General features: G+C 48.3%; 36 protein-coding genes. 22 read left to right on the forward strand and 14 right to left on the reverse strand.

Features of this window, described 5'->3' with window-relative positions:
- Positions 1 to 90: 90 nt before the first annotated feature.
- The 8 genes from ACLJQD_RS16330 to ACLJQD_RS16365 all read right to left on the reverse strand — a co-directional run bounded on the left by ACLJQD_RS16330 (position 91) and on the right by ACLJQD_RS16365 (position 4,450).
- The gene (locus ACLJQD_RS16330) at positions 91 to 354 is read right to left on the reverse strand and encodes a hypothetical protein (protein ID WP_023972016.1); all 264 of its coding nucleotides are present in this window, start codon (positions 352 to 354) and stop codon (positions 91 to 93) included.
- 11 nt (positions 355 to 365) lie between these two features.
- Positions 366 to 563 carry a hypothetical protein gene (locus ACLJQD_RS16335; RefSeq protein ID WP_410967622.1) on the reverse strand — a complete coding sequence of 66 codons (198 nt, stop codon included), beginning with the start codon at positions 561 to 563 and terminating at the stop codon, positions 366 to 368.
- An 11-nt stretch (positions 564 to 574) separates the two neighbouring features.
- Positions 575 to 781: a hypothetical protein gene (locus tag ACLJQD_RS16340; protein WP_023170974.1), complete on the reverse strand. Its 207-nt coding sequence runs from the start codon at positions 779 to 781 to the stop codon at positions 575 to 577.
- 76 nt (positions 782 to 857) lie between these two features.
- Positions 858 to 2,738 (reverse strand): toprim domain-containing protein, encoded by a 1,881-nt coding sequence (locus tag ACLJQD_RS16345; RefSeq protein ID WP_410967623.1) that lies wholly within the window; start codon positions 2,736 to 2,738, stop codon positions 858 to 860.
- Between the two features lie 107 nt (positions 2,739 to 2,845).
- Positions 2,846 to 3,706 carry a replication protein gene (locus tag ACLJQD_RS16350; RefSeq protein WP_410967624.1) on the reverse strand — a complete coding sequence of 287 codons (861 nt, stop codon included), beginning with the start codon at positions 3,704 to 3,706 and terminating at the stop codon, positions 2,846 to 2,848.
- On the reverse strand, positions 3,699 to 3,845 hold the full coding sequence (locus tag ACLJQD_RS16355; protein WP_001125982.1) for a DUF2740 family protein: 147 nt from the start codon (positions 3,843 to 3,845) through the stop codon (positions 3,699 to 3,701). Before ACLJQD_RS16355 ends, ACLJQD_RS16350 begins: the two co-directional genes overlap by 8 nt.
- A 34-nt stretch (positions 3,846 to 3,879) precedes the next feature.
- The gene (locus ACLJQD_RS16360) at positions 3,880 to 4,158 is read right to left on the reverse strand and encodes a lambda phage CII family protein (RefSeq protein ID WP_000424166.1); all 279 of its coding nucleotides are present in this window, start codon (positions 4,156 to 4,158) and stop codon (positions 3,880 to 3,882) included.
- A gap of 106 nt (positions 4,159 to 4,264) precedes the next feature.
- Complete coding sequence (locus ACLJQD_RS16365) at positions 4,265 to 4,450, reverse strand: Cro/CI family transcriptional regulator (protein WP_000276884.1); 186 nt, start codon at positions 4,448 to 4,450, stop codon at positions 4,265 to 4,267.
- An 80-nt stretch (positions 4,451 to 4,530) separates the two neighbouring features.
- On the opposite strand from ACLJQD_RS16365, the gene ACLJQD_RS16370 reads away from it, so the two are divergent.
- The 19 genes from ACLJQD_RS16370 to ACLJQD_RS16460 all read left to right on the forward strand — a co-directional run bounded on the left by ACLJQD_RS16370 (position 4,531) and on the right by ACLJQD_RS16460 (position 12,282).
- Entirely contained in the window at positions 4,531 to 5,181 is a 651-nt protein-coding gene (locus tag ACLJQD_RS16370) for a LexA family protein (protein ID WP_001095984.1), read from the forward strand.
- A gap of 353 nt (positions 5,182 to 5,534) precedes the next feature.
- On the forward strand, positions 5,535 to 5,873 hold the full coding sequence (locus tag ACLJQD_RS16375) for a hypothetical protein (protein ID WP_197901855.1): 339 nt from the start codon (positions 5,535 to 5,537) through the stop codon (positions 5,871 to 5,873).
- 78 nt (positions 5,874 to 5,951) lie between these two features.
- Positions 5,952 to 6,146, forward strand: a complete 195-nt coding sequence (locus ACLJQD_RS16380; protein WP_000213981.1) for an antirestriction Ral family protein — start codon at positions 5,952 to 5,954, stop codon at positions 6,144 to 6,146.
- Between the two features lie 83 nt (positions 6,147 to 6,229).
- Entirely contained in the window at positions 6,230 to 6,784 is a 555-nt protein-coding gene (locus ACLJQD_RS16385) for a pentapeptide repeat-containing protein (protein ID WP_410967625.1), read from the forward strand.
- Positions 6,785 to 6,817: 33 nt separating this feature from the next.
- Positions 6,818 to 7,096 (forward strand): hypothetical protein, encoded by a 279-nt coding sequence (locus tag ACLJQD_RS16390; RefSeq protein ID WP_001748038.1) that lies wholly within the window; start codon positions 6,818 to 6,820, stop codon positions 7,094 to 7,096.
- The gene (locus ACLJQD_RS16395) at positions 7,096 to 7,221 is read left to right on the forward strand and encodes a hypothetical protein (RefSeq protein WP_000405108.1); all 126 of its coding nucleotides are present in this window, start codon (positions 7,096 to 7,098) and stop codon (positions 7,219 to 7,221) included. Before ACLJQD_RS16390 ends, ACLJQD_RS16395 begins: the two co-directional genes overlap by 1 nt.
- Positions 7,222 to 7,371: 150 nt before the next feature.
- Positions 7,372 to 7,686, forward strand: coding sequence for a Superinfection exclusion protein (locus tag ACLJQD_RS16400; protein ID WP_000776963.1), 315 nt, complete (start codon positions 7,372 to 7,374; stop codon positions 7,684 to 7,686).
- A gap of 84 nt (positions 7,687 to 7,770) precedes the next feature.
- Positions 7,771 to 7,929, forward strand: coding sequence for a protease FtsH-inhibitory lysogeny factor CIII (locus ACLJQD_RS16405; RefSeq protein ID WP_000141641.1), 159 nt, complete (start codon positions 7,771 to 7,773; stop codon positions 7,927 to 7,929).
- A complete protein-coding gene (locus ACLJQD_RS16410; RefSeq protein WP_000156731.1) occupies positions 7,910 to 8,098 on the forward strand; it encodes a DUF5444 family protein in 189 nt (62 codons plus the stop codon). Before ACLJQD_RS16405 ends, ACLJQD_RS16410 begins: the two co-directional genes overlap by 20 nt.
- Positions 8,088 to 8,231: a hypothetical protein gene (locus tag ACLJQD_RS16415; RefSeq protein WP_000902092.1), complete on the forward strand. Its 144-nt coding sequence runs from the start codon at positions 8,088 to 8,090 to the stop codon at positions 8,229 to 8,231. Before ACLJQD_RS16410 ends, ACLJQD_RS16415 begins: the two co-directional genes overlap by 11 nt.
- On the forward strand, positions 8,228 to 8,935 hold the full coding sequence (locus tag ACLJQD_RS16420; RefSeq protein ID WP_001046968.1) for a Rad52/Rad22 family DNA repair protein: 708 nt from the start codon (positions 8,228 to 8,230) through the stop codon (positions 8,933 to 8,935). The genes ACLJQD_RS16415 and ACLJQD_RS16420 overlap by 4 nt, the downstream gene beginning before the upstream one ends.
- Positions 8,935 to 9,219 (forward strand): sigma-70 family RNA polymerase sigma factor, encoded by a 285-nt coding sequence (locus ACLJQD_RS16425; RefSeq protein ID WP_001253476.1) that lies wholly within the window; start codon positions 8,935 to 8,937, stop codon positions 9,217 to 9,219. The genes ACLJQD_RS16420 and ACLJQD_RS16425 overlap by 1 nt, the downstream gene beginning before the upstream one ends.
- Positions 9,220 to 9,265: 46 nt before the next feature.
- A complete protein-coding gene (locus ACLJQD_RS16430; RefSeq protein ID WP_410967626.1) occupies positions 9,266 to 9,559 on the forward strand; it encodes a phage anti-RecBCD protein in 294 nt (97 codons plus the stop codon).
- A 10-nt stretch (positions 9,560 to 9,569) separates the two neighbouring features.
- Positions 9,570 to 9,740, forward strand: coding sequence for a DUF2737 family protein (locus ACLJQD_RS16435; RefSeq protein ID WP_023242789.1), 171 nt, complete (start codon positions 9,570 to 9,572; stop codon positions 9,738 to 9,740).
- Positions 9,737 to 10,147: a hypothetical protein gene (locus ACLJQD_RS16440; RefSeq protein ID WP_042948410.1), complete on the forward strand. Its 411-nt coding sequence runs from the start codon at positions 9,737 to 9,739 to the stop codon at positions 10,145 to 10,147. Before ACLJQD_RS16435 ends, ACLJQD_RS16440 begins: the two co-directional genes overlap by 4 nt.
- On the forward strand, positions 10,144 to 10,785 hold the full coding sequence (locus ACLJQD_RS16445; RefSeq protein ID WP_042948408.1) for an ead/Ea22-like family protein: 642 nt from the start codon (positions 10,144 to 10,146) through the stop codon (positions 10,783 to 10,785). Before ACLJQD_RS16440 ends, ACLJQD_RS16445 begins: the two co-directional genes overlap by 4 nt.
- A gap of 1 nt (position 10,786) precedes the next feature.
- Positions 10,787 to 11,044 carry a hypothetical protein gene (locus tag ACLJQD_RS16450; protein WP_017441415.1) on the forward strand — a complete coding sequence of 86 codons (258 nt, stop codon included), beginning with the start codon at positions 10,787 to 10,789 and terminating at the stop codon, positions 11,042 to 11,044.
- A gap of 10 nt (positions 11,045 to 11,054) precedes the next feature.
- Positions 11,055 to 11,939, forward strand: coding sequence for a DUF551 domain-containing protein (locus tag ACLJQD_RS16455; protein ID WP_017441414.1), 885 nt, complete (start codon positions 11,055 to 11,057; stop codon positions 11,937 to 11,939).
- A gap of 76 nt (positions 11,940 to 12,015) precedes the next feature.
- Positions 12,016 to 12,282 (forward strand): hypothetical protein, encoded by a 267-nt coding sequence (locus tag ACLJQD_RS16460; RefSeq protein WP_017441413.1) that lies wholly within the window; start codon positions 12,016 to 12,018, stop codon positions 12,280 to 12,282.
- A gap of 774 nt (positions 12,283 to 13,056) precedes the next feature.
- Here ACLJQD_RS16460 and pgtE read toward each other — a convergent pair.
- From pgtE to pgtC, 4 genes are all read right to left on the reverse strand, one after another.
- A complete protein-coding gene (gene pgtE / locus ACLJQD_RS16465; RefSeq protein ID WP_000716011.1) occupies positions 13,057 to 13,995 on the reverse strand; it encodes an omptin family outer membrane protease PgtE in 939 nt (312 codons plus the stop codon).
- Between the two features lie 267 nt (positions 13,996 to 14,262).
- Positions 14,263 to 15,510: a two-component system response regulator PgtA gene (gene pgtA / locus ACLJQD_RS16470; RefSeq protein WP_017441410.1), complete on the reverse strand. Its 1,248-nt coding sequence runs from the start codon at positions 15,508 to 15,510 to the stop codon at positions 14,263 to 14,265.
- Positions 15,500 to 17,506, reverse strand: a complete 2,007-nt coding sequence (gene pgtB, locus ACLJQD_RS16475) for a two-component system sensor histidine kinase PgtB (RefSeq protein ID WP_000678493.1) — start codon at positions 17,504 to 17,506, stop codon at positions 15,500 to 15,502. The genes pgtA and pgtB overlap by 11 nt, the downstream gene beginning before the upstream one ends.
- Entirely contained in the window at positions 17,503 to 18,696 is a 1,194-nt protein-coding gene (gene pgtC / locus ACLJQD_RS16480) for a phosphoglycerate transport regulator PgtC (RefSeq protein ID WP_000467983.1), read from the reverse strand. The genes pgtB and pgtC overlap by 4 nt, the downstream gene beginning before the upstream one ends.
- Before the next feature lie 435 nt (positions 18,697 to 19,131).
- Here pgtC and pgtP point away from each other — a divergent pair, with 435 nt between their 5' ends.
- Positions 19,132 to 20,523, forward strand: a complete 1,392-nt coding sequence (gene pgtP / locus ACLJQD_RS16485) for a phosphoglycerate transporter PgtP (protein WP_000955747.1) — start codon at positions 19,132 to 19,134, stop codon at positions 20,521 to 20,523.
- A gap of 238 nt (positions 20,524 to 20,761) precedes the next feature.
- On the opposite strand, the gene ACLJQD_RS16490 is transcribed toward pgtP, so the two are convergent.
- A complete protein-coding gene (locus ACLJQD_RS16490; protein ID WP_017441409.1) occupies positions 20,762 to 21,004 on the reverse strand; it encodes a YfdY family protein in 243 nt (80 codons plus the stop codon).
- 521 nt (positions 21,005 to 21,525) lie between these two features.
- Here ACLJQD_RS16490 and lpxP point away from each other — a divergent pair.
- On the forward strand, positions 21,526 to 22,446 hold the full coding sequence (gene lpxP / locus ACLJQD_RS16495; protein ID WP_000484431.1) for a kdo(2)-lipid IV(A) palmitoleoyltransferase: 921 nt from the start codon (positions 21,526 to 21,528) through the stop codon (positions 22,444 to 22,446).
- A gap of 402 nt (positions 22,447 to 22,848) precedes the next feature.
- Positions 22,849 to 22,920: a membrane protein YpdK gene (gene ypdK / locus ACLJQD_RS16500; RefSeq protein ID WP_010723117.1), complete on the forward strand. Its 72-nt coding sequence runs from the start codon at positions 22,849 to 22,851 to the stop codon at positions 22,918 to 22,920.
- 49 nt (positions 22,921 to 22,969) lie between these two features.
- Here ypdK and alaC read toward each other — a convergent pair whose 3' ends face one another.
- Positions 22,970 to 24,208 (reverse strand): alanine transaminase, encoded by a 1,239-nt coding sequence (gene alaC / locus ACLJQD_RS16505; RefSeq protein ID WP_000763118.1) that lies wholly within the window; start codon positions 24,206 to 24,208, stop codon positions 22,970 to 22,972.
- Between the last annotated feature and the right edge of the window lie 420 nt (positions 24,209 to 24,628).

Below are 24,628 nucleotides of genomic sequence, written 5' to 3' on the forward strand. Positions count from 1 at the left end.
CATAGGCACATCAGGAATACCCTGGAATCCATTAAACCGAAGAGGCATTCCGCATCCGTAGCATTGTTTCAGGTGATATACACACATAAATCACTCCTTCACTTTGATTCCAGCGGCGCGGATGGCTTCTGCGCATTCCTGAATTCCAGCGTTTCTTCCATCATCCCAATCAACCAGGTCAGGAATGGAGTTGTCATCGCTGGAGATATCATTTTTTGTTGGCAACTCAATCTCGATAGCGGCGCGTGATGCCTGCCATATAACCCAAGAAAAATTTTTTAATTCGTCGTCATCCGTAAACTGGCTTTTGTCTTTTGACCACCAATCTTCAAACTGTCGGTAGCTCTCGTCCATATTTTTCTCCATCAATGAATATGCTCACCATCGCTAACTTTCAGACGCATTGTCCCGTCTTCCCATTCGTGCAGATATTCCGTCTTGTTCTCGGCAGCCATAAAACCACGGGCATAAGACAGAAAGTAATTCAATGGGCTTTCGCCGACCTTAGCCAACGCATCCATGGCGTCACAAAATAATTTCTCTGCTTGTTTCTTTCTCATCATTACTCTCACTTTTAGTTGATAAAACGCCACGCCATTTTTGCTATCGCTACAGGTACAATTCCGATAAGTACCCAGGTAAACGCAGCACCAAACAACGTAGAGAATGGGTCTTTACCGCCATTAACAAGACTAATGTAGCTACGCAGAACAATAAAAAACGTCAGAAGAATCCATCCAACGCCAATGCATTTGATGGCGGCGAGCATCCAATTAACCATGCTTCCCTCTCCCCCAAATAAAAAGGCCTGCGATTACCAGCAGGCCTGTTATTAGCTCAGTGATGTAGATGGTCATTTAGCACTCCGTAACATTCTCCTGCCTCCACACTTCGTCATACTCCGACTTCGGCATGTTAGCTATGTAGTTGTATGGTGATGCACCTTCCATTTGCAGGAACTGGTGAGACTGTTCGTCAAGAAATAACGGCACGCCACCTTCCCACCCCTCCCCGTTCCGCTGCTTCTCAAGCATTAAAACAGATGCGGGCGCAGCAAGAAGTTGCTGGTCTTTCTCGTTAATTTGCTCGCCAGCCTGAACGCGCTGTAACGCTCTCTCGCGAGCTTTATTGCGCCAGATGATAAACAGGTTATCTGTCAGGTCTGTAATCGCTCCTGAGCCTTTTACGTCCATCTTTCCGGTAGGTTTCTCCTCGCTGTCTCCCTTTCTGGAGTGAGTGACGAGGATAATGTGAGAGTTGGTTTTATTCTTGAAGTCGCACAGCGCATCAACAAACGCCTTTTGCCCGTTGTAATCGTCATCGCCAATACCGCACTTCATGAGGCTGTCGATGATGAATAACTGGATGCCGTATCGCCGTCTGGCGTATGTGAAAATTTCAATCAGGCGTTCAGCCTTGGCTGTACCTGTCAGGCCAAATAACCATAGCCGGTCATCGTAAAACTTAAATGCTGATTCGATTTCCAGAACTGGCGGCATTTTGCAACATGTAGACTGCCTGGTCAGGCGTTTAAGCAGAATCCCGGGCTTCAGTTCAAGCGATGCGACGCATGTTTTTACCCCCTGCCTCATGGCCTCAAGTGCCATATGCCCGACGACCTCCGTTTTTCCATGACCGTTCACGCCATTGACAAGAGTTAACTCCGCCTCACGGAACTGGAAGTTGTAAGCCAGCGTTTCCCACGGTGGGTTAAACAGATACTGCTGCTTGCCGTAGAAAGCATTGATGGTGTCCTGATAAAACTCACGGGCGCTGTAAAGCTCTTCGGGGTCGAAATATGACGCCGTCCCGATGTATTGCCAGATTTCATCCTCGGTGACGCCGTTCATCAGGCATTCGTTGATATCTTTGTGTGGCAGTGTAACCAGACGGCATCGATGTTCACCAAGTCGGCTTGCGATTTCCCTTGCAGCTTCGCGACCTACATCATCACCGTCCATCGAAATAAATATTTCTTCAAACCTGTCGAGGTTATGGTATTCAAACTCAATCCACTGTTGTTTAGCGCCTTTCCCGCCACCGAACGGGACAGATAGCGCCGGAATTCCGTATTGCGCATAGCTCATGCAATCAATTTCGCCTTCGCAAAGTACAACCGCCCTCACGCCAGCATCGAGAGCCTGCCATCCGAACAGACAGGGTTCACAGTCACCTTCTGCCATGATGACTTTCTTCCCGTCCGGACGTTCGGTGCTGATTCTCTTGACCTGCAATAACTCACCATCGCGCTTGTACGGAAGCACCAAAGCATCCAGTTCTCGCTCTCCATTCCACACCTTGCCGCTGACAACCTCGTACCGCTTTACGACTTCTGGAGATATGCCACGCGATTGCAGGTACTCAAGATGGGATTCTGTTCTGGTAACGTAACGGGCGATTTTCTTGCGGTCAGGTCTGGAGAATTTCTTCTCACGTCTGGCGTCGAAATGGTGATCATCATCCTTGATGCCGAGAAATGCCTTCGCCTCCTGCATAGCCTGATGCAGGTTAATTCCACGACATGCCATCCACAAATCAAGCATGTCACCGCCGTCTCCCTCAGCGAAATCAGCCCATTTTTTCTTACCGCTAAGGTTAACCTTCAGGCTGTTTCCCTTGTCGCCGTTGACGTTGCCAGCAACCCACTCATGCCCCTCTTTCTTGCCGTTTGGCAACAGGTGCGGGGCCACCCTGTCAACCTGCGCCCATAGCAGGTCGCTAAGTTCACTTGGCGTCATGATTCCCTCAGATTGAGATTTTTAAACCAGAAATCGACAAACGAAATACTTAACCAGCCGTGGTTATAACCAGCGACCAGTAGCGATTTGATTCTGGATTTCATGGTTCACCTGTCGAAAAACACGTAGCCAGTTTTCGATACGGTGATTGCGGATGATGGTTTGGATTGTGGTTGAATTGTTTCTGGCTTTTCGTCGTTCCAGCGCTGACCGTTCAGGTAGCTCGATGGTAACAACCTGTCGAATCCGAACTGCTTACCATTCCTGTATGCGATGTCTTCTGCCAGCATCGTGGCAAACTCGCTTGCCGTCCCCCTGGTAGTTTTACGCCACTCCCTGAACTGTGTTCTGAATGCCGAAGCTGCGTTTTTCTTACCGGCTTTCCGCATGCCTGCACACCAGAATATTTCCTCGAATGCCTTGTCGGTTTCTTCGTAACGGTCAGGTGATTTTTCACACTCCGTCCGAACACTTTCGGACATAGTGTTTTTATTATTTCTTTTTTCTTTTGTAATAGTTTCTTTTGTGTGTCCCTGTTTTGGTGACAGCGCTGTCACCGTTTTGGTGACACTTTTTGTCACCAATGCAGTGACATTATCACCAGAGTAGTGACAGCCTTCGATTTGCCATTCCTCGATGTTCTTGTTTGGCCCGATTTGCTGGCCTTCGCGAAGGATAACCTTCATCGCGATAAGCTCATTCTTGGCCTTGTTTACCTTCTGTCTTGGCAGCCTGGTAATTTGAGCTAACTGACTATCAGAGATGCGATCCATCTTTTTACCGTAGCCGTATGTTTTACGGCATATGGCGTGGGCAACCTTGCTCTGATTTTTCGTTAAATCTGCGCCGATAAGCTCTTCATACAGGGCATTTGCAAGACGGGTATAACCATCTTCAACTTCTGCCACACGACGCTCCACAGGCCGTTGTGAAGGCCTTAAATGTGTTACGGTTGCAAGATTACTCATGACCTTTCTCCTTCTGCATCAGCTTCACCTTTTCCAACTCAGCCCGGAATCGACCAGGCTGTTTGAAGCTGGATAAGAACCGATCACGTAGTATGTTTTTGTGTAATTTGTCCTGGTCAGGACTGAGTTGTTTTGGCATAATTACTCCTGTGGATTGATCCAGTCTTTCTACATCAGGCCTCGAAGAATTCGCCGTTCTTCGGGGCTTTTTCTTTTGTCAGCAGATGCGCAACTTTCTTTGCCAGTTCTGCCAACTCCTCATCCTCGACACCCCACTCCAGAACCGCCAATAACATCCCCATCTTCGGAATGAAATCGCCTTTCCATCGTGAAATTTGAGATTCGTTAATGCCTAACGCATCAGCGACTTTACGCTGTCCACGAATAGCTATCCGGTTAAGGATGCTGCTGGTAATTGCGTTGGCTTTCTTGCGAGTGCTTGTGAGTTCCATATGTGAACATTCCTGTAGTTAATAGTTAGTTGTGCGCATTCGTTGATGCGCTTTGAAATAGGTTTACCGCGTTGTCGGCGGTTCAGATTGGTAAAGAGCGTTTTGCTTACGCCGCTTGGCGATAAGCGTTTTCTTGGTACTTCAGGGCGCCAGCTGTAACGATCTCTAATCGGTATGCGTCTTTCTCTGGGATAACTTCCTTCCATTGAGAGACCGCTGCATCGCTAATGCCTAAAGCCTTAGCTACTGCACGCTGGGTTCCGAAGTGGTCGATAACATCTTTCTTGTACATAGACTCGCTCCGAAATTAAAGAACACTTAAATTATCTACTAAAGGAATCTTTAGTCAAGTTTATTTAAGATGACTTAACTATGAATACACAATTGATGGGTGAGCGTATTCGCGCTCGAAGAAAAAAACTCAAGATTAGACAAGCCGCTCTTGGTAAGATGGTGGGAGTGTCTAATGTTGCAATATCGCAATGGGAGCGCTCGGAGACTGAGCCAAATGGGGAGAACCTGTTGGCACTTTCGAAGGCTCTTCAGTGCTCCCCTGACTATTTGCTGAAAGGAGATTTAAGCCAGACAAACGTTGCCTATCATAGTAGGCATGAGCCAAGAGGATCATACCCTCTTATCAGTTGGGTAAGCGCAGGGCAATGGATGGAAGCTGTAGAACCTTATCACAAGCGCGCGATAGAGAACTGGCACGACACCACTGTAGATTGTTCAGAAGATTCATTTTGGCTTGATGTACAAGGTGACTCTATGACAGCACCGGCAGGGTTAAGCATTCCAGAAGGAATGATAATTCTGGTTGATCCCGAAGTCGAACCAAGAAACGGCAAGCTGGTTGTTGCAAAATTAGAAGGTGAAAACGAGGCCACATTCAAAAAATTAGTTATGGATGCAGGCCGAAAGTTTTTAAAACCATTAAACCCACAATATCCGATGATAGAAATCAACGGAAACTGCAAAATCATTGGCGTAGTTGTTGACGCAAAACTCGCAAATCTTCCATAAGGGGCACCCGCCCCTCACACTACATTTTCCTTTAAAAATCAAATAAAAACTTAAGTAACGATAAAATATTTAAGTTTTCTTCAAAAATACACTTGACCATTTAATTAAGAAGTCTTAAATTTTAGCCATCAGCAGGACGCTGGTAGCCAAACGGAAAGGCAACGCTCTTTAACTTCGATGATGCGCTGACAAAGCGCGAACAAATACCAAACGAGATGGGTTTGGACTGGCGTGTGGTGGAGCTTAGGCCTCTAGCTGTACCGATCGGGCCGGACTGAGAAGCCACTTGAAATCCGGAAATTGAGACAGGTTCCGGCGCCAGTACCAAAGCCATTTCACATGAGGAATACATCATGACGGTTATCACCTACGGGAAGTCAACGTTTGCAGGCAATGCTAAAACTCGCCGTCATGAGCGGCGCAGGAAGCTCGCCATAGAGCACGACACCATCTGCAATATCATCGATTCAATTTTTGGCTGCGATGCTCCTGATGCTTCTCATGAGGTCAAAGCCAAAAGAATTGACCGCGTCACCAAAGCCATTTCGCTTGCCGGAACGCGCCAGAAGGAAGTTGAAGTAACAGCGGTTAAGAAGAACCGCATTTACTACCGGGACGTTAACCCGCTCGGAAATAAAATACACGCCGTACAGAAGCAGCGCGGAAAATCAATTCCGGCTTATTACGATTGAGATGAGATATGGAAGACGAATTTGAAGAGTTCGAAGAGCATCCTCAGGATGTGATGGAACAATACCAGGACTACCAATATGACTACGACTATTGATACCAACCAATGGTGTAGTCGCTTTGTGAAATGCAAAGGCTGCAAGCTTGATGCTGAATGCATGGTGAAGCCTGAGGAAATGGCTCTGGTGAGAGAAGATGGAAAGATTGTCGATAAATGGGCAATCAGAACCACGGCAATGATTGCCAGAGAGCTGGAAAAACTAAAGGCTACATAGTTGGTCTTCTTTTATCTCACTTCAAATATCTAATCAGGTCGCAATGCGGCCTTTTTTATTGCCAAAATTTAAGGAATAACAACATGAATTCAGCAGATTTATCGAAGATTCTTGAAGAACACAAAGTGTGGATTACCTCAATGCGTGAGAGCGGATCTAGAGCCGACCTGCGCGATGCCGACCTGCGCGATGCCGACCTGTTCGGTGCCGACCTGCTCGGTGCCAACCTGCGCGGTGCCAACCTGCGCGATGCCGACCTGCGCGGTGCCAACCTGCGCGGTGCCGACCTGCTCGGTGCCAACCTGCGCGGTGCCAACCTGCGCGGTGCCGACCTGCGCGATGCCGACCTGCGCGGTGCCAACCTGTGCGGTGCCGACCTGCCTGATCTCACTTTCGTAATTCTGGGTGAGAAATACTTCATAAGTATAACGAACGGTGAATATGTACGAGCAGGATGCCAGAACCACACAGTTGAGGAATGGAGAAAATATAGTAAGCAGGAAATTGCTGAGATGGATGGTCGTAAAGCTCTTAAATTTTATCCACGTCTTCTTGACATTATCGATTTCTATATTGGTAAAGGTGAACGCCCGGATTGGTTAACAAGTAAAGAATATGCAGATGAAGTAACTGAGTAAGCGTATTTTTGGCAGCGAGACACAGAGGTGAATATGAAAAAGTTTAAAGGTACGCCAGGTCCTTGGAGCGGAAAGGATGTACGCATTTGCAGGCAAGATAGAGCTGGGTTGCAGCTTGGTTTTATCATGACCCATGACGAAAATCGCGTAGCTGAATGTGAGGCCAATGCACACTTGATAGCAGCAGCTCCGGAGTTATTGGAAGCGCTACAATTGCTTCTCAACTCCTGGTCAAATGGTAGTTCTAAAGATATTTCAAACGCTGAGAGAAAAGCTCGCTCAGCCATCAGCAAGGCTCTTGGGGAGGAGTGATGGAAATAAATAAAGAGCAAGCATCAGAAATTATCAAACTTATCGAACAAGCATTACTTGATGGGTTTGATGATGAAATTTTGGTTTCGCTACACGAAAGTCTTACCAAATTTGTCAGCGAATAAGCACCTAATGACCATTTTAATAGTGGTCATTGTGAGCAATATTGCTCGTAACCAAACGAGGACGACGACTCGTTCTGGTTAATCGAAAAATCATCCCTTGATGTTATTTGCCGCTCTATATGGGCGGCATTCTTTTTACCTGGAGGAAATATGAAATTACGTGTCTGGCATATCCCGCAAGTTCCTATGAAGCCATTCATTGTAGAAGTAGCAAGTGTTGAAGAGGGTGTGCGAGTGATGGATGCACTGGCTGATTATGACGCATTTCAGTATGACAACAACATCAAACCTGATTACTGCAACGCTAACGGCCTTGAGATGTGGGATGAGAGCCTTACTGACCAGGATTTGGAAGAAATGGAGCTTACGGATCGCTGGGTGGATTGGTATAGCGAATGCCAGTGTTACGACGACCCGCGTGAATATATCGAAAGCCTGAAAGAAGAAACAACAACAGCCGCCTGAGTGCGGCTGTTTTATCGCATATCCACAGCGCTTCATATCGAGGCGTTTTAGCTATGCCAATAAATGAAAATGGAGAGTCCCACGATGACATTTGCTATCGCGGGCGGTGCCGTCATGGGTATCGCCCAACTTAATGAATCACTTTTAGAGCGTATCACCAGAAAATTACGGGCCGGATGGAAACGTCTCGGTGAAATTCTTAATCAGCCAGGAGTACCACGCCATGACCATTACGCCTGTTAACGGAACAATTCTTGTTCAGCAAGGAAACAGGGAGTTCAACAAGCTATATGAGAAAGTATTTCCGGATACAAAACAGGGAATGTCTGATGCGTATACATGGGCTGCAGGAATAGCTCTTGGTTGGGATAAGTGGCAGGACGAAGAATGGGAGGCGCGTCATGTTGCATGATTTTGATGATAACGAGTTTATTGCCCTCATTCCTCCTGAAATTGAGGAAGAAGTGGAGCAGCAAATTAACTTAGCCGCAGAACGGCAGAATCCGATTATTAGCTGGGATGAATTTGCGGGGTATTACTCATGAATCTGGATCTGTTAGATGAACCGTTCGCTGCTGAAGATATTGAGTGGCGAATACAGCAAAGCGGGAAAACACGCGATGGGAAGTTATGGGCTATGGTGCTGGCTTATGTCACGAACAGGGCAATCATGAAACGCCTGGACGATGTTTGCGGAAAGGCCGGATGGCGCAATGAATATCGCGATATTCCAAACAATGGCGGCGTTGAATGCGGAATATCAATCAAGATTGATTCCGAATGGGTAACTAAATGGGATGCCGCTGAAAACACGCAGGTAGAAGCCGTCAAAGGCGGTCGTTCAGGAGCAATGAAGCGCGCAGCCGTTCAGTGGGGAATAGGACGGTATCTGTATAATCTTGAGGAAGGATTTGCGCAGATATCCAGAGATAAGAAACAAGGATGGCACAGGGCAAAACTGAAGGATGGAACAGGATTTTACTGGCTCCCTCCATCGCTGCCGGACTGGGCCATGCCAGCATCATGCAATCAACCATCACCAGAAAATACCAACCAGAAATCTCCATCGGTTGACTGCGAACAAATCCTGAAAGACTTCAGCGATTATGCAGCAACAGAAACTGACAAGAAAAAGCTAATTGAGAGATATCAGCATGACTGGCAATTATTGGCTGGTCACGATGATGCGCAGACAAAATGCGTTCAGGTAATGAATATCAGAATAAATGAGCTTAAACAGGTGGCTTAATGAGAAGATTAAACATAACTCCAGCTGAGATGGAGTCAGTTTGCGGTCGCATGGTAGCTTGCCGTGCAGCAGAACATCTGGGCCTAAACATAAATCAGTTTTATTACATAGCAAAAAAACTGTCATTAAAAACGGCATTCGTTAAGCCAAGATGGAGCGACGACGAAGACAAAAGAATGCAGACGCTTATCTCATCAGGCTATACACAAAGAAATGTAGCAAAAATTCTCGGGCGAAGTGAAGAGTCGGTAAAAAGCAGGCTATCACGTTTACGAAAGAAATAACCCTATACGTACCACATTATTCGGATAACCTACCCTGGAGTAAATTATGCCTGCACCTCTATATGGTGCGGATGACCCGCGCAACTGCTCCGGTAGCTCCAAGTCGGAGGTGCTGGAAAATATCAAAAACAATCTCGACGCGTTTCTTGCTCTGCCACCGGAAACAAAAGCAGAACGGAAGTACCGACGCGATATACAACTCGCAGAAAAACAGGAAAAAGACCGAATAAACGAAACAGCAATCCGACCATTCCGAAAAGCCACTTACACCAAATTTATTGAAATAGACCAGCGCCTTCGTGATTACCGTTCGCGTTACGGCGCTATCAGCAATAACTGAGGAATTCATCATGAGAGGTTTTTCCTACGACCCCGGCATCCTTCCATCGGAAATGATTATTCGACACCGCTTCAAACCCATAAACGATATTCCACGCGAAGAAATGCTTAAGCGAAATAGTTTCGGTTCTGTTAATGAAAACAAATATCTGAATGCAATGTTGCGGAGTTGGAAGAAATGAAAGAAGTGAAAATATATACGATTGTCAGTGACCAGTTATCACCACCAATAACAGGAGAATCATTCTGTACTGATATGGTGCGTCATAGTGATTATGCGGAACTTGAGGCTAAATACGCGGCGCTGGTTGCGGTGCGGACAAGTGCAATCCCTGATGGTTACGGGCTTGTCCCTCAACAAATTTTCCTTGAGCCATCGGACATAGAGTTAATTTGTTCACAATGTGGTGACGGTCATGAATCCGGGTACGGTGATTTTACTGACGGACTGCTGTGGGTTGGCAACATTCAACGTGACGACGGCAGCATTGTTCATGGTCTGCATATCTCGTCAGCAGATTACACCGAAGAAGGCGGTGTAACAGTTTGCGAGTTCGCCGCCCAACCTCGTAAAGGCGGTGCGGTATGAACATCGACAAACGTGCGCTGCGTGAAGTGGCGGAGAAGGCGACAAAAGGCCCCTGGAAGGTATTTTCTGATATCGATACTAAAACTTTTTCCATCCACACCCCGCGAGATAAGCGCTGTGAGAACGTTATTAAGTGGGGTAGGTTTGATTGTCAACCGAATGCTGAGGCTAACGCTGAATTTATTGCTGCATTTAACCCGAAAGTCGCGCTGGCGCTGCTTGACGAGAATATTCAACTCCAGCGGGAAAAAGACGCAATAGAGGCCGTGGCGCTGGCGCTGCGTGATGATATGCGACAGGCACGGGAGCGACTGGCAGCCGCAGAGCAGGAGCGGGAAAACTGGCGTATCAGCTTTGATAATGAGCGGTACCGCGCAGATAAGCTGGCGGCTGCATTAAATGCAGAGCGCGAGAAATTAGTAATGGCGAATCGATCGCTTATTACACAACACACCCGTGCAAACAGTGCCGAGAGTCGCATAGCAGAGCTGGAGGCGCGGACAGTTTGCCTCCCTAAACTTCCAGTTCTTGGCTCTACTGCTGAGCGGTACGAGGGATTTGCTGATGGTGCATCCAGCATGAGAAATGAATGTGCTAATGCAATCCATGCCGCTGGCATCAAGGTTGAGGGGGAGTGATATGGCTACTTTGACGAAACAGGAAAAAGCCTGGGTAAAGAAACTCAATAAGCTACTGGCGGAGTGTCCCTCAAATCGGATCGCGTTTGCGACGACTGGCGATTGTGAAGTATCGCTATTTGATGTGACGCGCTATGACGAAATTTTTGATGAAGTAGATAAGGGGAAAAGCGAATTTATCCCCGCCGCAATGCGTATCGGAGCGGCCTTTAATGAGAGCCTGACATTCCCTAACCAAGTTGAAAGCACGGCAGGCTGAGGGATAACCCATGACCACTATTACCAGAGAACAGCAAAAACAGATTTTAATTGATACGGCGAACCACGTAATCAGTCGTGATAACACGTCACCGTATAGCGAAAACCTGCGCGAACTGGCGCGTATAGCGCTGGCATCGCTCGAAGCGGAGAAAGGTGCCGACCCCGTTGTGTTCACCGACGAACGAAATCTTCATCATATTGCCAGGGGTCGAGAAACCTCTTTGATTTGGGGTAAACAAAACCAGGAGGTGGGAGATATCCCGCTCTATCGTCACGCCCAGCCAGTTCCGGTAGTGCCGGAAGATATCAGTGGCATCATTGAGCGTTTCCAGTATCAGGCAGACCATCTAAGTGAATGGCACCACATCGATGAGCATTCTTGCAAGGTCAACAGGCGCGACCTGGTGACTGCGCTGGAATTTATGAATTCCTGCCGCGCCGCCATGCTTCAGGTGGCCGAAGCTGTAAGTAATCGTGATGAGTTACCGCTGGACTATCTTCAAGGACACAAAGACGGACTGGAGTGGGCTGCTCAACTGGCAGAGGCTAATCATCCGCAAACAGGTGACTGGTTGTACGATGACCCAATCGAGCTTGCTAGGGCGATTCGCAAAGGTCCGGATATGCCTACCGTTCAGGCTGGCAACTCTCCGGCAACTACGGATGGTTGGATAAGCTGTAGTGAGCGAATGCCTGATCGTGAGTATGTACTAGCTGGCGATTTTAGTGGAACACATTATCTGGCAAGCATTCCTAATGTTCAGGTGGGAATTTATGCTGACTGGTTTGATGATGAGAAGCCTTGTTGGGATGATGGTGATGGTAATGACCTACACCTCAAGGAAGTAACCCACTGGATGCCACTGCCAGCACCACAACAGGAGGTGAAGTGATATTTCACCCTTCAAAATTGACCAACATTTGCTTTAATTTATACTGTATGAAAATACAGTATTCATGGTGGCTAAAATGGGTGGCAAAGTACCTAACTACCAAATCGTTTATAGAGACGAGACACTCAATTATTTCAAGCCTGGAGGATATGTTTTCTTTCAAAGGCTTAAAGAATATGGCGGTGGTTATTGGTTAGGAAAAATTCACGAGGATGGGTTCGAGTTTGTACTTGAAAGGCCAACCTCATTAAGTGAGGGAATTAAGCATTTACTTGTTTTAAAAAGCGTTGAAGATGGGTATCTGGAATTTGTAGATGATATCGACAACTTCAAGCTCCAATGATGCGATAGCTTTTAACATATCTCATGCGAAGATTATACGTTCGTATGTCATTCAGCACATAGCTATCTTATGCTGAAAGATAAAACAAGCGCTCTTCGGGGTGCTTGTTTGCTTATGGGGAGAGTCCACAGATGCTGAAGCGCAGCAGCTCGGCTCTCAGCACCGCAAAAATAACAATCCTCGCACTCGCGGGGATTTATTTTATCGGAGTAACCATAGAATCACACAGCCTCACACTCGATGAGGCCTGTGCATTTCTCAAGATATCCCTTCCTTCCAGGTTCGATTCCTAAACCGGAGATAAAACCTATGCGCGAATTACGCGACGACTCACTTGTTGACTTAAAGTTCATGATGAAGGATTCTGGCATGGGTAAAACGTTCATTTACTCAGAAATCAAGAAAGGTAAATTGCCTTCCCCGCACAAAATAGGCAGCGCATCCAGGTGGGTTTATGCCGACTATCAAAACTGGAAACGCAGCCACTTCTCACCCATTCAAAATGTCTCATGAATTGCCTTTGCGGGCATAAATGCGGGCATAAAATTCTTCACTTCTGTAATTCATCATAAATCCCCTGTACTTACGACATTCATTAGGTGTCTGCAGGGGACACCATTGATACCCAGGACATTCTCTTCTTGCTGCATAGTCTTTCGAGCGGTTCCCCTTTCATGTTGCTTTTATTGCCCCTATGCAATATCACCGGACATGCCACACGTTCAGCAAAAAGTCGTCATCGGCCGGTTATGACCGATGACATCCCGATGTGGTCTAGAAGCGATACTGCAACCCCGCGGTAACCGTATAGTTATTATTAGCTATACCTGCGGCATCGCCACCAAAATACGCCGTATCACCGCTGGTTTTATCTATGATTTGCGTACCGCCCTTACCTTCTTCATATTTACTGTAAGCAAACTCAGCAAAGATTTTTGCATTACTGGTAATATAATATCCGGCGTCAATAGAAGCGCCATAATATCGTGAATTTTCCGTTTTTTCACGGAAGGTAAGTTTGCGCATGTAGTGTTCGTCATTATCATGCGCATTTACCCAGTCGCTGTATTTAAACAGTACATTACACTCAAAGTCATTAATACGATAATCACCCGCCAGCCCGATATAGGGCATTTCGAAACGCTGGCTATAACCTATGCCGCGCACGCCATGAGGAAAGTTACCAATATACCGACCATTATCATAAATATAAGACCCGCCTCTTGCCGTCCAGCTAAAACGGGTTTCCTGATAGCCCGCTGTTACGCCCGCCTTGTAGTTATCGCCCTGCAATAACCAACCTTTCACGTTCAAATCGTATTCATTAGCATAGTTGGCGCTGGTATCCGGATGAATTGAACGATCGGTCCAGCCTGGCTGCTCACTGCTCATCCAGTCATGGTCAACCATATGACCCGATCCCGACGCCAAAGACGTCCAGCCGCGGGCGTCCAGCGTCATGAACGAATAGGGTTCCCATGATAAATCCCCCTGCAACGTGGCGACATTTTTTATTTTCCAGTCCAGTTGACTCAGCTTCCGCCCGGTGTCGGTATCATAAACCAGCTCCCTGGATTTACCATTTAACACCCCCACAGAAAGGGATGTCGTGACGCTATCAGGAGAGACGTCCGGAATAAATAAGGTAGACTCCGCATAAACCGACTCAGAAAATACGGCGATCATCATTACTGCAATAGCATGTTTTTTCATTTCTCTTGTCCTCATATTCAGATGTAATCTGGAGAGGTGATGAAGTTTTCATCTTGTCAAATCGTCGGACAAGAGTACATTTATTACGCCAGAGAACTTGACGCATTTTTACCTTATATTGAAGTTAAGAAATAGAATTTGATGCTCAGGTGAATAATAAGCAATCTATAATCATGATGGAATGATTTACCATTACGGTGATGCGACGTTATCTGGCTAACGACATCGTTGCTGATGTTGTCAGCCAGATTGAAAGTAACTGTAATATCAGAATTTATAATGCTCTTTATTTAGACCATATTTTTTCATGCGCAGATAAAGTTTTTTACGGGGAATTTGCAGGTACTCCGCCACTTCATTAATTCGTCCCTGATGAATATTTAATGCTTCGGTAATAATTTGTCGCTCATACTCTTCAACGCGCCGGTCAAGCGGGGTCGGCTCCTGCAGAAGCAACTGCGGGTTGACCGTTTCCGCCAGCGGCAGCACGCCAACAGCAAAAAGCTCTGCCGCATTAGCCAGTTCGCGCACATTACTTGGCCAGGCGCGTCGCATTATTCCTTTCAGTAATTCCCCCGCTATTTCCGGCACTGGATGATTGAGCCGCAGGCAGGCTTTTCGAAGATAATGGCGAAATAACGGCTCGATATCATCCGGTCGCTGAGAAAGAGACTGGCAGGCGATTTGGGTCATGGCGAAACAGTAGTAAAGCTCGGCCGCAATCTGGTTAGCTGCCGCCTGCTCCACCAGCGAAGCGCTGCCAACGCCCACCAAACGAAAAGGCCGATGCTCCAGGCTTTGTAAACGCGCCAGATGGTGCTGCTGTTCGCGTGTCAGATATTCGGGATGACTCAACACCAGCGTACCTCCTTGCGCCTGGTCGATGAATGTCTCCAACTGCCCGGCATTCTCCGGCGTGAGTTCATAGCGTACAAACGGCCCTTTCGCGTTACGCCCCAGTTGATGGAGATAACGGGCGCCAGTCATACGTCCAGTGCCATGCTCACCGTAAAACCATACGGCAATGTCCGTTTCCGCCAGTTGTTGTAACCGTTGTCGAAACTGATTCATCCACTCGCTGCGCCCAATCAGTTCAACCTGTAACGTCTGCTGGCAATATTGCCGCCGTGCAATGACCGACCGGCGCTGGCGTAGCGCGTCTTCAATTAATATCAACAGCTTGCCCGGATCGACGGGTTTTTGCAGAAAATCCCAGGCGCCCTTTTTCACCGCATCAACCGCCATCGGTACATCGCCATGTCCGGTAATCAATAAGATTGGCAGTTGATCGTCATCCTGATGAAACAGCGTCATAAGATCGATACCGGAACACCCCGGCATACATACATCGCTCAAAACGATCCCCTCCCAATCCGCTTTTACCCACTCTTTGGCCTCGAAAGGATGGGTAAAGCCACGCACGCGGTAGCCTGCCTGCTCAAGCATTTGGGTATAGGCGTCAAGTACATCAACGTCATCATCAATCAGCAAAATAGAACATTCATCATTCAACATCATCGACATCCGTTACCGAGAATTGCAGCACCACGCAAGCGTTACGCGTCAGCGTCGACGCCAGACGCAGGTCGCCCTTCATTTGCGCCATCAGCGACACGCTAATCGACAGCCCAATACCCAACCCGACAGCTTTACTGGTGGTAAACGGCTTGAGTAAAGAGGGCAACAGCGCCACAGGCCAGCCAGGGCCGTTATCTGCAATATAAACCTCCAGCGCCTCTCCCTGCGTCTGCCACGTCACCGCGATCGCCGCATCATGCGAACAGGCGTCAAGCGCATTCGCCAGCACATTCACCAGAACCTGCTGAATACGCACTTCATCGCCGCTAACCCATACGGTGTCGGTTGGCAGTGAAAGCGCTCCCTGCCGGGATTGGTGGCGCATGGCCAATAACTCCCATGCCGCCACGAAGGTTTGGCGCAGATCAACGGGATACAATGGCGTTTCCAGCTCCGCCCGGCGGGTAAACTGCCGCAACGAACGGATGATGGCGTCAATCCGGTTAATGAGCCCTTCCGCTTTGGTGAGCGTATTTCTCGCCTGTCCGCTCTGACCTTGTTCAATCGCGCGTCCCGCCGTAAATAAATACATTGAAAGCGCATTCAGCGGCTGGTTAATTTCGTGCGCCAGCGTGGTCATGGTCTGGCCGACTACCGCCAGTTTCGCCGTCTGAATCAACTCATCCTGCATGGCGCGCAGGTCGGCTTCTATCTCTTTGCGCTCGGCGACCTCTTGTTCAAGCTGCCTGCGTTGCATATTGAGCTGGCCCAGCGTATGGCGCAGCAAACGGGCTATCCGTCCTAGCTCATCGCGCCCGTAAACCGGGATAGTCGAGTCGGTTCTCCCCAGCCCTATCTGTACCACAGCCTGATTAAGCGCGGTAAAACGCTTTACCAGCCGGGAACGGATAAAATAGTGGTTGAGTCCCCAGGCCAGCAGCAACGCCAGGAGCGTCGCCACTAAAATAAGCCCGCCGCTAACGCGAACAATCTGTTCCAGGCGTTGATTGAACGTCTGCATTTGCTGGTGACTACTACCTAACTGCGCCTCAAGCAGCGTGCGAAAGCGCCCTAGCGTAGCCTCTCTGGCGCGGCTGGCGTCCAGTAAGGCTTTTTGCGCCGCAACATAATCGCGCATGGTATCGGGCATCTTATTTTTTACCATCCCGATTTCCAATAGTTCGTCGATGGTTTGCCGCAGCGTGATCGTACTGGGCCAGTCATCGAGCGCACGAATATTCTCATCCGCCGTTTTTTTTAGGTTTTCCAGATAGCGAATATGGGTCTCCACCAGCATCCCGTCATTATTGCCGGACTTGAGTTCATTCAATCTGTCGCGCAGGTCGTCAACAATCTGATTTTCAATTCGCGCCAGGGTATATACCTGCTGCTGTTCGTTCTGCACCTCGCGCGAACGTTGCAAATACTGCGCTGCATCGCCCTGATTCGCCTCAATTTGATCGAGCAGCGTCCCCTGCTGCCAGGTAAAATCCTGTACCAGCGAATTTAGCTCCGTGGTGAAATCATCATGGAGCCAGTCAATGCGAGCGGAAAGCTCGCTGACTTTCTCCCGCACCAAAAACATGTTGTAGAGGGCGTTGTCCAGCTCCGCCAGCAAGGTCCGGCTATCCTGTAAAATGACGGCCAGTTGCCGCCGCTCAGCAAGCTGAAGCCCCTGACTGAGACGCTCAATCTTATCCAGATGCTGAATAATCTGCGTACGTAACTGCAAACGTACCGTCGTGTTCGGCGCCAGCAAAAATTCATTGAGCTGATCCACGGCCAGATTCAGGTTCCCCTCAATTAAAAAAGCGGAGTGGATGCGAGGAAAATATTCATCAAGCGAATAGCGAACCTGCGAACTTTGCTCATGCCAGGAATAAAGGCTGACCATACTGACAATCAGCGTCAGTAATGCGCCCGTTAAAAATGCGCCCCGTAAACTGTTGCTGATACTGAGCTGACGAAGCCGTTGCAATAATCTCCCCTTCATTTCAGCTCTTCCAGTTTGTGAATCGCCAGCCGCTGATTGTTCAGAAACCAGATCTGCCACTCCATCATTTTTTGTTCGGCAAAGCTTTTATTATCAAACTGCGCCAGCCAGGTTTCATCTTCGCTGCTTGCCGCATCCACCGGGACGCTGGTCAATAAGGCTCTGATTTCAGGTAAGGGGCGTTTAAGCCGCGTTTCTGCGCTGTGCAACGCTCGCCATGCATCTTTAAGCTGCGCGAGACGAAAACTGATCGCGGTATCAAACATGCGTTGTACCAGTTGCTGACGCTTCAGGATCAGACGATAGTTCAACGGCGGCTGGGCCATCAAACGCTGTTGTTGCGCGGCGCGAGGATTATCGGCGCTAAGCGGTGCGACGGGATACTTACCGGTATTCGCGTCAGCCAGTATCCTTTGCCCTTTCGGACTTAATAAGTAATGAATAAAAGCACGCGCTTCGTCTGCATGACGGCTGTTTTTCAACACCGCGACGTAAGTGGGCGACACCGCAGAATACGGGAAATAGGTAAAAGCAAGATTAGGATCGTTAAGTAGCAAATTAGCATAGTTATCAATGACCGGCCCGGCAACGCCAAGCCCGCTTTTGATTTTATCCGCTACGCCGAAACTGCGAGAGGAAATCGTGACCAAATTACCCGAGATTGCCAGCAGCGTCGCCCATCCTGCCGTCCAGCCTTTTTGCTGCAACAGCGACTCCACCATCAAATGATTGGTGTCTGAGCGTGACGGACTGCTCATTAATAGAGCGCCCTGGTAACTGGGCAGGCCCATATCCTGCCAGTCGGCAGGCGGCGGAAGATGGCGCGCAGCGAGCGCTGAACGATTGATCAATAGCCCAAATCCGGATACCGCTACCGCCACTGAAGTTGAGCGGATAGAACGCGGCACCAGCTTCTGGCTGGCGGCAGGCGCGCTATCCAATAGCGCCAGCTTTTGGTGCTCCTGAAGGTGTTGCAACAGCATGGGGGATGACGTCAGGATCAGATCGACATTTTCCGCATTCGCCGTATCAAGTAATTGCTCTAAAGAACCGCTGGTACGATTGAGCGTACGAATCATGACGGAACCCGGCTCCGTCTGCCAGCGCTGGATAATCCAGGCGGTCGCGCTGGGTGAAAAGGTCGTTGCCATCACCAGCTCGCGGCTGTACGCCTGGCAAGAACCGAACATCGCCGCCAGCCATAGCGTAAAAGCGCCCACTCTGGCGAAACGACTACAGCATGAGAAAAGTCGATTTGTGATCCCGTTCATAAATATCGATATCACATAAAGAAAATATTGAGACAAAACTTACCCTTTTATTTCTGTTGGCATCCAGAACAACGTTATTTGAATAATAACGGGTCCGTCGCTCGAAAACATCAATAAAGCGTATCAGATCACTGGCAGCAAATTTGTTAATATCCGCACATGCTAACGATAAAACGGCCATGCCAATAATTAAAGTTTCACCACACCCTTCAGGATGGGTCAAAAATAACCTTTAAATTCACCCAATTGAGTCAATTTTGACACATTTCTTCGACTTGAATTTTATTGTCACTCCTTTCACTCTACCGACAAAACCTCCTGATGTTCATCTCACTATAAAATACAGGTGACTCCATGTTAACAATATTAAAAACAGGGCAATCGGCGCATAAAGTCCCACCGGAAAAAGTCCAGGCTACGTATGGTCGATATCGTATACAGGCATTGTTAAGCGTATTTCTGGGATATCTCGCTTACTATATAGTCAGAAACAACTTCACATTATCGACGCCTTATTTAAAAGAGCAATTGGATCTCAGCGCTACGCAAATCGGCCTGCTGAGTAGCTGTATGCTTATTGCTTACGGAATCAGTAAAGGCGTAATGAGCAGTCTGGCGGATAAAGCCAGCCCAAAAGTCTTCATGGCGTGCGGTCTGGTACTCTGCGCGATTGTTAACGTTGGGCTGGGATTCAGTAGCGCATTCTGGATATTTGCCGCTCTGGTGGTCTTCAATGGCCTTTTTCAGGGCATGGGCGTCGGCCCCTCGTTTATTACCATTGCAAACTGGTTCCCTCGCCGGGAACGCGGACGCGTAGGCGCCTTCTGGAATATCTCGCATAACGTTGGCGGCGGGATCGTCGCGCCTATCGTCGGTGCGGCTTTTGCGATATTGGGCAGCGAACACTGGCAAAGCGCCAGTTATATCGTTCCGGCCTGCGTCGCCGTCATTTTTGCCTTAATTGTTCTGGTCTTGGGAAAAGGTTCGCCGCGCGAAGAAGGTCTTCCCTCCCTGGAACAGATGATGCCGGAAGAAAAAGTCGTACTGAAAACGAAGAATACGGCAAAAGCGCCGGAAAATATGAGCGCATGGCAAATCTTCTGTACTTATGTGCTGCGCAATAAAAATGCCTGGTATATTTCGCTGGTCGATGTCTTCGTCTATATGGTGCGGTTTGGCATGATTAGCTGGTTGCCTATCTATCTGTTGACAGTAAAACACTTTTCAAAAGAACAGATGAGCGTCGCGTTTCTCTTTTTCGAGTGGGCGGCGATTCCTTCCACGCTACTGGCAGGCTGGCTGTCAGATAAACTGTTTAAGGGCCGCAGAATGCCGTTAGCCATGATTTGCATGGCGCTGATTTTTGTCTGTCTGATCGGATACTGGAAAAGTGAATCTTTGCTGATGGTAACGATTTTCGCCGCCATTGTAGGTTGTCTGATTTACGTTCCGCAGTTCCTCGCGTCCGTACAGACAATGGAGATAGTCCCCAGCTTTGCCGTAGGTTCCGCCGTCGGTTTACGTGGGTTCATGAGCTATATTTTCGGCGCCTCGTTGGGCACCAGCCTGTTTGGCGTCATGGTGGATAAACTGGGCTGGTACGGCGGATTTTATCTTCTGATGGGCGGTATTGTGTGCTGCATTCTATTCTGTTACCTCTCCCATCGCGGCGCGCTGGAACTGGAACGTCAGCGCCAGAATGCGTTACATAATCAGGACTCACTGCAGCTTGCGGACGCGCAATAAACGATTAGCCTTCCCGGGGAACAGAAGCGCCGACATTGTCGGCGCTATCTATTCGCTGACATCGTGTATACCAAAAATAATTCGAGTTGCTTAAAAGCGGCAAGGGAGTGAGTCCCCGGGAGCATAGATAACGATGTGACTGGGGTGAGCGACGTCCCGTCAGGGCGAGGCCCATGAATGGGCCGAGTAATCCATAGCCAACACATCAGCAACTTGAAGTATGAAGGGTATGTACTGACTAACGCTTACCGTATCCCACCATAAAGCGAATAATTAACCCACATGCCGGTGCGAGAAAAAGCAATAATCCGCTAACGATGTCATCGCCATCCTGCAGCCATACATTGAGTAAATAAATCAGCGCGGCAAGGATAACCATTCCCGTAAAAGAAGAAACCGCAGAAAAAGTCCCCATCACCTGACCGATATAGCCACTCACGGCAAGTATACTTATTGCAAGAAATGTCCATAAATAGATCATCTATAATACCTCCTGTCTATGGCAAGGCTTCCATATAGCCTTACGGTCCCTCTCACTTCTCCTTTAAGATAAACCTTATCAGCAAGTCATTTCCATAACATTTATCTCACATTTTATTTTTTTAATCATTTTTCAATGACCTTCGTCTGAAATAAAATTATTACTGTAAAAACAATGCATTAAAAATAATGATTAGCTTATTTTTGCTACGGGAGAAATATTTACGCTTCTTGATAAAGAATTTCTGGGCGCGAGTAAATAACTGGTGGTACATTAGCCTGCCTGGCGTTCATGCCCTCGTGGTTTAGTACTGACTTAGTTTTACACTCCTTACGGGAACCATTGTCGTACATGATGGCCTAACTATACGCAAATCATTCAAGTTACCCTGATGAGCTTACTCAAGTAAGTGCTTCGGATAAGCGAACGCAACTTGAAGGATGATGCGTATTTCAGAGTGTACCGCTGCGGATAATGACTCTTCTGCGATACATTATTTTCGTATCTACAGAAGGTATTTTATGTTTCCTCAAAGCAAATTTTCACGCGCGTTTTTGCACCCGCGCTACTGGTTGACGTGGTTTGGTGTTGGCGTCCTCTGGTTACTGGTGCAGCTTCCCTACCCGGTTTTGCGTTTTCTGGGCACCCGCACCGGTAAGCTGGCGCGCCCCTTCCTGAAGCGACGTGAGTCAATCGCCCAGAAAAATATTGAACTCTGTTTTCCGACCCTCTCCCGGGAAGAAAGGGAAAAACTGATCGCCGAGAATTTCCACTCTCTTGGCATGGCGCTGCTTGAAACGGGCATGGCCTGGTTCTGGCCTGATAGCCGGGTTCGCAAATGGTTTGATGTGGACGGGCTGGACAACCTTACCCGTGCGCAGGCGCAAAATCGCGGCGTAATGGTCGTTGGCGTGCATTTTATGTCGCTGGAATTGGGAGGCCGGGTAATGGGTCTCTGCCAGCCGATGATGGCGACCTATCGTCCGCATAACAATCCGCTCATGGAGTGGGTGCAGACGCGCGGCCGTATGCGCTCAAATAAAGCGATGATCGGCAGAAACAATCTGCGCGGCATTGTGGGCGCGCTAAAAAAAGGGGAAGCCGTTTGGTTTGCTCCCGACCAGGACTACGGCCCTAAAGGCAGCTCCTTTGCGCCATTTTTCGCGGTTGAAAACGTCGCCACCACCAACGGCACCTATGTACTGTCCAGGCTGTCTGGCGCCGCCATGTTGACCGTTACAATGGTAAGGAAATCCGATAACTCGGGTTATCGTCTGTATATTACCCCTGAAATGGAAGGTTACCCGGCAGATGAAAATCAAGCCGCTGCCTATATGAATAAAATTATTGAGAAAGAGATCATGCGCGCCCCGGAGCAATATCTCTGGATTCATCGCCGTTTCAAGACTCGCCCGCTGGGGGAAGCGTCACTCTACATCTGAAAAAGGCCGCAAGGCCTTTTATTTTGGCATTTCGCATTGCCATAATATTCATATCGTAAATTACTCATTCCTGCTTTTAGCGATAAGTCTCCTGTTTACAGGCGTTTTTTTACTGTGTCGGCGGCGTCGCTCAATAGCGATTCATCACTGTCAGAAATTAAACTGTCGCCGATTCCCGACACTTGTAAGTTACTAAAAGTAAATAAGAAAATGCCTCTTGTTTCACCTCATTTTTAGGCGTACATTAGCGCCGTCTGGAGCGATGACGCGCAGAATTCTGAGGTGATGCAGGCGGTCGAAACACGAATAATTCTCAATTTCGTATTGTCCGGCATCAACTCTCTATAATCAGGTAAGTGTAAGTTCATTTAGGCGTACGACAGGTACGCGGAGAGATGAAACGTGAAATATTTCTTTATGGGCATTTCATTTATGGTCATCGTTTGGGCCGGTACTTTCGCCCTGATGATTTAAAAGTACAATGCAAAGAAAAACAGGAGCCATGGGGCTCCTGTTTGCTTTTCTACTCCGTGCTCGCTTCAACGGGTTTTGGATGTGACGGCAGCACGCCATCGGCGCGGAACATCGCTTTAATCCCTCTGACGGCCTGGCGAATGCGGTCGCGATTCTCTATTAATGCAAAGCGTACATGGGTGTCGCCATAGTCACCAAAGCCTATCCCTGGAGAAACGCAAACCTTCGCCTCATTCAGCAGCTTCTTGGCAAACTCAAGCGATCCCATCGCCGCATATTGCTCCGGGATTTTCGCCCAGACGTACATTGAGGCTTTCGGCATTTCAACCATCCAGCCCGCCTCATGCAACCCCTTCACCAGCACATCGCGACGACGTTTATACTGCTCGGCGATATCGCGCACGCACTGCTGATCGCCTTCCAGAGCGGCGATAGCCGCCACCTGAAGCGGGGTAAAGGTGCCATAATCGTGATAACTTTTAATGCGCGCCAGCGCGCTGACCAGGGTTTTATTGCCCACCATAAACCCAATACGCCAGCCCGCCATATTATAGCTTTTCGACAGCGTGAAAAATTCAACCGCCACGTCGCGCGCGCCGGGCACCTGCATAATGGATGGCGCTTTCCAGCCGTCGTACACGATATCGGCATACGCCAGATCGTGCACCACCAGCACATCATAACGTTTAGCCAGAGCGACCACTTTTTCAAAAAATTCCAGTTCGACGCACTGGGCCGTAGGGTTAGACGGAAAACCCAAAATCATCATTTTCGGTTTCGGATAACTTTCGCGAATAGCGCGCTCCAGCTCGTTGAAGAAATCCACTCCCTCTACCAATGGAACCGAACGCACCTGCGCCCCGGCGATAACGGCGCCATAGATATGAATCGGGTAACTCGGGTTCGGCACCAGTACCGTATCACCATGATCCAGCGTCGCCAGCATTAAATGCGCCAGTCCCTCTTTGGAACCGATGGTCACAATCGCTTCGGTTTCCGGATCGATATCGACATCATAACGTTCCTGATACCAGTGAGAAATCGCGCGGCGTAAACGCGGTATGCCGCGAGACGTGGAATAACCGTGCGTATCCGGACGCTGCGCGACGGTGCAAAGTTTTTCGACAATGTGGGGAGGGGTTGCGCCATCAGGATTACCCATACTGAAATCAATAATATCTTCACCGCGCCGACGCGCAGCCATTTTGAGTTCAGCGGTGATGTTAAAAACATAGGGCGGAAGGCGATCGATACGCGTAAAGCGACGTTCAGGGCGGAAGTCAGCCATAATATCCTCAGATTAACGTTAGCGCCCGGACCGTCCGAGCGACGCTGCCACGATGGTGGCTCCTTTAGAAAATAGCCTGAAAATTTTCTTCCTGTCGAGAGGCTAATGAAAATATTTTTAGCGACAAAAAAGAGGAACAAGCGTAAAAACTTACTTTTTAAGCGTGTCAGTTATAGCATCAAACAAATCATATTATTAACAAATTGATATCATTGAATTTACGTAACGTGGCGCAGCCGACGATAATTTCCTGTCAATAAACCTTATCTCAAATAATCCCCTTTTGATTTTGTGGTTTTTCCTCTTTAACCAAAATCCTTACTAATGATAATGGTATTCGATCATGTCATATTGCGGTGTTTTTCAGGGACATTTCCCCGAAAATGAGGATCCTTTCCGGCAAGCTGCCGCGATGAAACC

Source organism: Salmonella sp. SAL04214 (genome assembly GCF_046550615.1).
In the GTDB taxonomy this organism is placed as follows: Bacteria; Pseudomonadota; Gammaproteobacteria; order Enterobacterales; family Enterobacteriaceae; genus Salmonella; species Salmonella enterica.